Origin of the sequence: Aureimonas sp. Leaf427 (assembly GCF_001425485.1) — a bacterium.
In the GTDB taxonomy this organism is placed as follows: Bacteria; Pseudomonadota; Alphaproteobacteria; order Rhizobiales; family Rhizobiaceae; genus Plantimonas.
Genome location: NZ_LMQW01000036.1, coordinates 1 through 7,788 on the forward strand (window position 1 = coordinate 1; position 7,788 = coordinate 7,788).

Annotated in this window: 8 protein-coding genes; 5 read left to right on the plus strand and 3 right to left on the minus strand. The window is 58.6% G+C overall.

Translation table 11 applies throughout. The annotated features are described in order from the left end of the window. Positions 1 to 236: hypothetical protein (locus ASG62_RS27420; RefSeq protein WP_210168399.1), on the plus strand; the 236-nt coding region annotated here is incomplete at its 5' end. 15 nt (positions 237 to 251) lie between these two features. Further along, a complete protein-coding gene (locus ASG62_RS25850) occupies positions 252 to 2,111 on the plus strand; it encodes a glycosyltransferase (protein ID WP_082537452.1) in 1,860 nt (619 codons plus the stop codon). Here the strand turns inward: ASG62_RS25850 and ASG62_RS25855 are convergent. The 3 genes from ASG62_RS25855 to ASG62_RS17710 are packed head-to-tail and all read right to left on the minus strand — an operon-like array spanning position 2,092 to position 4,744. Further along, positions 2,092 to 3,015, minus strand: coding sequence for an NAD-dependent epimerase/dehydratase family protein (locus ASG62_RS25855; RefSeq protein ID WP_082537451.1), 924 nt, complete (start codon positions 3,013 to 3,015; stop codon positions 2,092 to 2,094). The genes ASG62_RS25850 and ASG62_RS25855 overlap by 20 nt on opposite strands. After that, positions 3,012 to 3,734, minus strand: coding sequence for a sugar phosphate nucleotidyltransferase (locus tag ASG62_RS17705; RefSeq protein WP_056698621.1), 723 nt, complete (start codon positions 3,732 to 3,734; stop codon positions 3,012 to 3,014). The genes ASG62_RS25855 and ASG62_RS17705 overlap by 4 nt, the downstream gene beginning before the upstream one ends. 14 nt (positions 3,735 to 3,748) lie before the next feature. After that, complete coding sequence (locus tag ASG62_RS17710; protein WP_244487672.1) at positions 3,749 to 4,744, minus strand: GDP-mannose 4,6-dehydratase; 996 nt, start codon at positions 4,742 to 4,744, stop codon at positions 3,749 to 3,751. 248 nt (positions 4,745 to 4,992) lie between these two features. Here ASG62_RS17710 and ASG62_RS17715 point away from each other — a divergent pair, with 248 nt between their 5' ends. The 3 genes from ASG62_RS17715 (at position 4,993) to ASG62_RS25860 (ending at position 7,688) form a co-directional block, all read left to right on the plus strand. Continuing rightward, positions 4,993 to 5,793 carry an ABC transporter permease gene (locus ASG62_RS17715; RefSeq protein WP_056698619.1) on the plus strand — a complete coding sequence of 267 codons (801 nt, stop codon included), beginning with the start codon at positions 4,993 to 4,995 and terminating at the stop codon, positions 5,791 to 5,793. Between the two features lie 11 nt (positions 5,794 to 5,804). Beyond that, the gene (locus ASG62_RS17720) at positions 5,805 to 6,542 is read left to right on the plus strand and encodes an ABC transporter ATP-binding protein (protein WP_056698617.1); all 738 of its coding nucleotides are present in this window, start codon (positions 5,805 to 5,807) and stop codon (positions 6,540 to 6,542) included. A 90-nt stretch (positions 6,543 to 6,632) separates the two neighbouring features. After that, entirely contained in the window at positions 6,633 to 7,688 is a 1,056-nt protein-coding gene (locus ASG62_RS25860) for a glycosyltransferase family 4 protein (RefSeq protein ID WP_162246046.1), read from the plus strand. Positions 7,689 to 7,788 lie beyond the last annotated feature (100 nt).

Below are 7,788 nucleotides of genomic sequence, written 5' to 3' on the forward strand. Positions count from 1 at the left end.
CCCCCATGGAACGGTTCAAGGACTTCCACGATCTCCTGAATGGCCCTCCCCAGCCAGACCTCGAAGCCGCCGGAGCCAATCTGCTCGCCCTGTGCGATGTGCCTGGCGGTCGGCTTCTCTCAGGTCATCATCTGATTGCCTATTTCGCGCGCCATCCTTTGGCTCAGCAGCCCTTGCTGCGTCCGGTACGCCGCGCAGTCGGCCGAGTTCTAAGCCGTCTTCGCAACCAAAACTGAAGCATCGGCTCGGTTATGTTCGAACGCATTCGTCATCTGGCAAGCCTCGTGAGCCGAGACAACGTTGCCAAGGGACTGGCGGCACTTGGTAGAGGAAACTTCCACGTCGTCCTCCGCGCCATTCGTAACCTCCTTGCGCTTCGACAGGCTGTATCGGCCGGCAGCACCAAACGCCTCGTACCGCCGCGCGAGTATGAACCGGGCGTCAGTCTCGTTGCCGTCATCGTCGAGCGTTTCGAATACGACGACGATGCCTTGGTTCAGACGCTTGCATGCATCGAAGCGCAAACGTTCGGAGATCTGAAAGTTTTCCTCTCCCAGGGATCGTCGTCGTCACTCGATGATCGCGGACCGAACGCTGTCGAGGTGCGCAGTCCTTACGTCGTCCGTATCGAGGCGGGTGATTTCCTGCATCCAACATTTGTCGAGAAGGCCCTTTTTCAGACCGAGCATTTGGGTTTCGATGTCGTTTCGGTGGGAGAGGGAGCATGTGGTCTCTTTCGGCGAACGTTTCATGCGCGAGACGACCTTTCTGACGATCACGTCGCGCGCCGGTTGAGCGAAGGGTCTTTCGGGGCCGAATCCGGACGTTCACCGCGCTCGGTCGAGATGCAAGAAGAAGCGCTCTTTAGGCGACGCCCTGGGCGACGTTGCGCCCGGCCGCGAGCCGGGCGCGTTTTGTCCGACGCGGACACAAAGGTTGCGACGCCGCATACCGTCGTTGCCAAAACCATGCTTCGCCTTCCCCCTGTCAAAGCTCGCCGAACTCTGCTTCTTGCGCTTCCCTTCTTTTTGATCGGAGGCGCGGAGCGGCTACTTGCCCAAGTGGTGCGAGAACTCGTCGAGGGCGGCTGGCGTGTTGTCGTAGTCTCCACGGAACTCCAGCATATGGGTCCGAACGATACGATTTCCTGGTTCGAAACGGTAACGCCGGAGGTCTACGCGCTGCCGCGTTTTCTCAAGCCTGCTCAGTGGAGGGATTTCATCGATTACTTGTTCGCGTCACGCCGTTTCGATGCTGTGCTGCTGGCCGGTAGTCGCCTTTTCTATAGAATTTTGTCAGATCTAAAGAAAGGCTATCCTGAACTGGCGATCGTGGATTTCCTCTTTAATACGGATGGTCATGTAAAGCTGCATCGCGATGTGATGTCGCTGCTCGCGGGCGTTCTGTGCGAAAACGCCGAGGTGCGGGACTGGTGTCTGGCGGCCGGCTGGCGCTCACACGAGATCACTCTCGTGGAGAGCCGTATTGACGTGACTGCCTACGCCGAAGGTCCCCGTCCTCTCGATCTCGTTGAGCGTCTCGTCATAAGGCCGGAAGACATCGTCGTCGGGTATTCCGGTCGATTATCGGAAGAGAAAGCCCCGGAGATTTTTGTCGAGGTAGCGATTCTATGTCGACAGGAGCCGCGCTTGCGTTTCGTCATGACCGGTGGCGGGCGGCTTGCCGACGAGATCGAGCGGCGTGTCTCGCGCGCTCCGGCTGAAACACGCATCAAAGTCTGCGGTGTGGTGGACGACGTCAAACCGTATTTCACCCTTTACGATGTTTTCGTACTTCCTTCCTTCAAAGACGGTCGTCCCATAGCTGTGCTGGAAGCGCTCGCAAGCGGATGTGCGGTCGTTGCATCGTTCGTGGGAGGGTTACCGGCGCTCGTCGAAAATGACGTCAACGGCTATCTCGTTCCCCCGGGGGATGCTGCCGTGATCGCGACGCACCTTCTGACTCTTGCCGCTGATCCAAATCGTCTCGCCGCTCTTCAGATAGCAGCGCGTCAGGTTGCCGAACGGAACTTCGACCGTCGGTTCGCAGACGCATCTTATGCGCGCGCCATCGAGTCGGCCGTGGAGCGTGTCAGACGAAGCGTGGATTGAAGGCGGTCAAGATGTCCCGACCGAGGCAATCGGGGCTCGCCGGTGGGATCGTGATCCCGCAACTTGCTAGACGGATCGAGCTTCCGACGAATCGCTGGAGGGCAGCGCTGGTCGCACTGCCTCCATCTCTCCGCTCGTCGATCTGGATCGGCATGCCGGATGCCGCCACGAGGCCATCGAGAAGGTCGCGCAGGCGTGTGCCGGAGCCCGAGCAGATGTTGACGACCATTTGCTTGGTCGGACGCGACTGAGCCAACGTGATCATCGCTTCCGCTGCTGCCGAGACCTCGATGAAGTCTCGCTCCACGTCGAGCGGCCCCGTAACGAGCTTGCCACCCTCCGGTCCCAATGCCGCGATCTGGCGGGCAAAGCTACCAAGCGCTAGGTGCTCCCCCATGCCAGCGCCGACTGGATTGAAGAGTCGAGCGACGACGACGGAGTAAGGCTCCGCCAGCGCATGGTGCGTTTGCGCGAGTTTCGTAATGCCGTATGCCGACGTCGGATCGCAGCGTACGTTTTCGTCCACCGGTCCAACCGCACCCGCTGACGGACCGTACTCTGCTGCCGACCCTGCCATGACAACAACAGGGGGGATACGAAGACGGCCGCAGGCTCGCAGCAAGGCCGCTCCATAAAGGACATTGACGCGATAGAGGTCTGCTAAGGACGAGGCGGTCGTTCGGCCGGCGAGATGGAAAATCCAGTCCGGGCGCGCCTGGGTGATGATTTCTTCGAGATGATCCGAGTTCGTTGGATCCGCTATTGCGACGGACTCATCGGCGTCCGTCGGCCCTGAGCTTTCTCGCACCAGCGCCACCGTCGCAATTGCCTTTCGGCGCAGCGCCTTTGTGAGATGCCGACCAAGGAAACCCGATGCGCCGGTGATAAGAGCTCGTCCCGTCAAATCGTCTCCTTCAGGAAAGTCGAGCGGCTACTAGCGAAGATTTCCTGGGCTTGACGGTAATCGTCGGGTCGGCCGATATCGAGCCAAAAGCATTCGGGCGCATGGCAGTAGATGCGCTTTCCGCCACTCGTCATGGTGCGCAGGAGATCGGGGATATCCAGATAGCGCCCGACATCGAGGTGGGGTGCGACGGCATCGCGGCGCATCACGTAGAGACCCATGCTGACGAGGTGGGAGTAAGTCGGCTTCTCGGTATAGCTTTGCAGCCAGTTGCCTCCATCCGTCTCCAGCAGGCCGAAATCGATCTTCACTTCGCGCTTGTGGCTGCCAACCGTGACATCGGCACCCATGTCGGCATGAATAAGACGCATTTCCGAGAAATCGAGTGTCGTTAGGAGGTCGCCGTTGGCCACGAAGAAGCTTTCGTCGAGATCTTGCACGACCGCTGCCAGGGGGCCTGCTGTGCCGAGAGGCTTGTCTTCCAGACTATAGCGGATGGTCAGACCCAGACTCTCACCCTGACCGAAGAACGCCCGTAAAAGATGGTGGAGGTGGTTGACCGCAAGAATGACTTCGGTAACGCCGGCACTTTTGAGCTGACGAAGAAGAAGCTCAAGCACCGGCATCTCGTCGCCCAGCGGCGCAAGCGGCTTCGGAAAGAGGGCGGTGTAAGGACCAAGGCGCGTGCCGCGCCCGCCTGCCATGATGACGGCTTGCATCGCGATGTCTTCCCTTAAACGACGTAGTCAGTGCTGCGATAAAGATCGAGGTTCTCGGACAAAAACTTGATCGTCGCCAGCAGCCCATCGTCCATATTGGTTTTGGGAGACCAGCCCATTAGTCGAGCCGCCTTGCGATTGTCGGATACGAGCTTCATGACTTCGCTCTTCGCCGGACGCACGCGGCGCGGATCAAGCACGATTTGCTTGTCGATACCCATGAGCCGCACAATGCGATCGGCGAAATCACCAACGGAAGCAGTGCTGCCCGTGCCAAGATTGATCGTTTCGCCGCCGACTCCATCGGTCGCTCCAGCCGCCATGAAGCCGGCTACCGTATCGCCGACATACGTCATGTCACGTTGCGGATCGAGGGCACCCAATTGAATTTCAGGTCGGGTCAGAGCTTGGGTGATGATGGTCGGAATGAAGGCGCGAGCCGATTGACGCGGGCCGTAGGTGTTGAAGGGTCGGACCGTCACGACGTTTGTATTGAAGGAGCGCCAGTAGCTTTCCGCGAGCTTATCGGCTGCGATCTTCGTCGCGGAGTAGGGCGATTGTCCCTGAAGAGGATGCTCCTCGTCGATCGGCTCGCGCAACGCCGTTCCATATACCTCCGAAGTGCTCGTATGGACCATGCGGCCAGCCAAGCCTTTCCGGACGGCTTCCAAGACATTGAGCGTCCCCTCGACGTTGGTGCGGACATAAGAGCGCGGCGCAACGTAGGAGAAAGGTATCGCGATCAACGCTGCAAGGTGGAAAACGATATCCGCTCCCTCAAGAGCATGGAGCATGAAGTCGGAATCTTGAATATCGCCTGCGATCACCCTTATTCGGTCTCGTTCACCTACTCCGATGAAACGCAGATTACCCCAGCTGCCGAGTGCATTGTAGTGAATCATCGCGGTCACATCAGCGCCCTGGCCTGCGAGAGCCTCCACCAAATGGCTTCCGATGAAGCCTCCGGCGCCGGTGACCACGATTTTCCGTCCGTTCCAATTGAAGTCCACGGCTTGTCCAGGATGTTGATGAGGTTGCACTTTGGGTCCAGTCGTCCGTTTCATGCCGAGTTCGCCTCGGCTACACCAGAGCGCTTAAAGATGAAAGGCGATTTTAGGTTTGGAAAGCGGCTGTGGAGGCCCGCCTTGACAAAGAACCAATGCCTCCGGATAGGGGGGTGGCCTATGTTCACATGTCATGCTGTCGAAGCGTGGCGGTCGCTTAAGGCATGCCGATTGCTGGCGACGAGAGACAATGAATGACGAGCCTCGCGCTGCATAAGAAGGCCCTCGACGACGTGGTGGGTGCCGCTGAGCACTGGCGGATCGGTTGGTTGCTTGGTATCGGTGATATCCGTCAGCGGTACTCGCGCTCGCGCCTCGGTCAGTTCTGGATCACGGCGAGTATGGCGTTTTTCATCCTCGCCATCGGATCGGTTTGGGGGCTGCTCTTTGATCAGCAACTCGATCAATTTCTTCCATATATCTCGGCGAATTACATCGTCTGGATTCTGATCGCGGGCTTCATCACCGACAGCGTCTCGGTTTTCACTGGCGCCGAATCCTATCTCCGGCAGATGGCATTGCCGAAAACCGTCTTCATCATGCGGATGGTCGTACGCGGGCTAATGAATTTTGCGCACAATGTGGTCATTGTGCCGATTGCCCTTGTTGCTGCGGGGACGCCGCTTCGTTGGACGTGGCTTCTCGTGCCGGTAGGAATTCTTCTGGTCGTCTTGGCCGCTTTCTGCTTCGCGCTGCTGGTCGGCGTGCTTGCAACTCGCTTTCGCGACCTGCCGCAAGTCGTTCAGAACCTCATACAGGTGGCTTTCTTCACGACGCCGGTCATGTGGCCGGCGGATGTGCTGCGGCAGCGGTTCCCAGCCATCATCGACTATAACCCCTTTGCAGCCTTCCTTCATGTTGTTTCCCAGCCAATGCTTGGCATCGTCCCGAGTTGGTCGACCTATGGACTTGCGCTTATCTCCATATTCTTCCTCGCGATTGCCGGCTGGTTTCTATTTGTCCGCTTTCGGTCTCGCCTCGTTTACTGGCTTTGAGGAACAGCTCTTTGGTTGCGATCTCTCTCAGAAAAGCGAGCGTGGAGTTCGCAATCTATAATTCACGCGGCCGTTCGCTGCGCAGCGACCTCCTCCGTCGCGTCGGTGGCCAAGTGAAAGGCGGCCATCGTGACAGTGTTGTCGTTCAAGCTCTTCGCGATATTGACCTCGATCTCGTTCCAGGCGATCGGCTCGCGCTGATCGGGCATAACGGCGCAGGAAAGTCGACGCTGTTGCGTGTATTGGCTGGAGCCTATGAGCCGACGTCGGGGGATGCCTTCATCGATGGCACTGTCGCCTCGCTGATCGATATGTCGATGGGGATGGATTATGAACTCACCGGACGCGACAATATCGTCCTGCGTGGCGTTTTTCTTGGCATGACGTTTGCGGAAGCCAGGGCTGCCGTGCCCGATATCGCAGACTTCGCCGAACTCGGTGCCTACCTCGACCTGCCGATGCGGACCTATTCGAGCGGCATGTCGCTCCGCCTTGCCTTCGGCATCTCTACGGCGGTGCGGCCTGATATCATATTGCTGGACGAGATGATCAGCGTCGGCGACGCCGGTTTTGCGACCAAGGCGCAAGAACGAATCAAGGCGTTGATATCGAATGCCAGGATTCTTGTTCTAGCGTCCCATAGCGCAGATCTCTTAAGGCAGTATTGCAATCGAGGCATCATGCTTCAGGCTGGAGAGATTGTCGCAGACGGGCCGCTTGAGGATGTCTTAAGCACCTATTCCGGCTGATGAATCGGAATGGACAGAGGATTGCGATCGTCCGACGCCGGCACAAACCTTCCTTCCGTCATTTTGCTGTATCTCGGACGGCGAGGCGCGATGGCCCGCTTCGCTGCGCAGGCTTCGAGCGCTCTTGCTCGTTCTAGTGAGGTGCAAGGCCGCACCATTGTCTCGCGTCAATCCGAAAGCTTCAAGCCTTCGCCGATGCGAAGCGAAGAGATTATGGGCGTCGATGTTTTCAGCGGGCGGCTTGGCCCCCTGTTATCGATTCGAAATCTTGGTCGTTTGAAGCGAATAATCCAGTCTGAGATTGAAATTCTCGATGCCGTGGCTGTCATCGATTTGATGCCGCATGTCTGGTCGCCCTGGCTCGTCAACACAATTCACCGATCGGGGGCTCGTTATACTGCGATTGCTCACGACGCGACGCCTCATCCCGGAGACCTGACAGGCTATGCCAGTCGCTGGGCTGATCGTGCGCTTCTCAAGGCGGATCGTGTATTTACCTTGAGCGATGCGACGGGACGCCAGCTGAGGGAGATGGGACGGATCGATCCCGATCGCATCACCACGCTTTTCCACCCGGACTTGACTTACAGCGGTAGCGCGCTCCGCAAGTGGCACCCGGGAATACCTCTTCGTCTCCTCTTTTTCGGCCGTATCCTGCCTTATAAGGGGCTGCCGCTTTTCGTGGAGGCGGCCGAGCGGCTGCGCAGAGACGGCATGCCGATCGAGATCGGCGTCTTTGGAGACGGTGACCTCCGCGACTGCCGGGAGCGATTAGATCAGCTGAACGCCGAAATCGTCAATCGGTGGCTGACGGAGGGCGAGGTAGCCGGCGCCTTGGCGGCATACGACGTGGTGGTGGTGTCGCACGTCGAAGCCAGTCAGTCGGGTGTGGTCGCTGCTGCGTTCGGCGCTGGGATGCCTGTGGTGGCGACGCCCGTCGGAGCCTTGCCGGAACAAGTCGACCAGGGCATCACAGGCTTGATCGCAGAAGCTGCCGACGGCTCTTCTCTCGCCAACGCCATCAAACGATTTTGGAATGATCCCTCTCTTTACCGGAAGATGTCGGACGAGATCGCCAGGGCAAGCGACCGACGCTCCATGGATGCGTTTCTTACTCTCGCGGTCCATTCAGCATTGGCGTGCTAGATGTTTGATCCCAGGCTTTGATGGTGCAGTCTTCACTCACGAGTGGAAGGAGGCACTATGGGCCAAGTTCACCACGGGAGCGCCACGACGACTGCGGCAG

Coding starts and splice junctions, on each gene's coding strand:
- ASG62_RS17715 (WP_056698619.1), top strand. CDS start 4,993: ATGACGAGCCTCGCGCTGCATAAGAAGGCCCTCGACGACGTGGTGGGT.
- ASG62_RS25860 (WP_162246046.1), top strand. CDS start 6,633: ATGGCCCGCTTCGCTGCGCAGGCTTCGAGCGCTCTTGCTCGTTCTAGT.
- ASG62_RS17705 (WP_056698621.1), bottom strand. CDS start 3,734: ATGCAAGCCGTCATCATGGCAGGCGGGCGCGGCACGCGCCTTGGTCCT.
- ASG62_RS25850 (WP_082537452.1), top strand. CDS start 252: ATGTTCGAACGCATTCGTCATCTGGCAAGCCTCGTGAGCCGAGACAAC.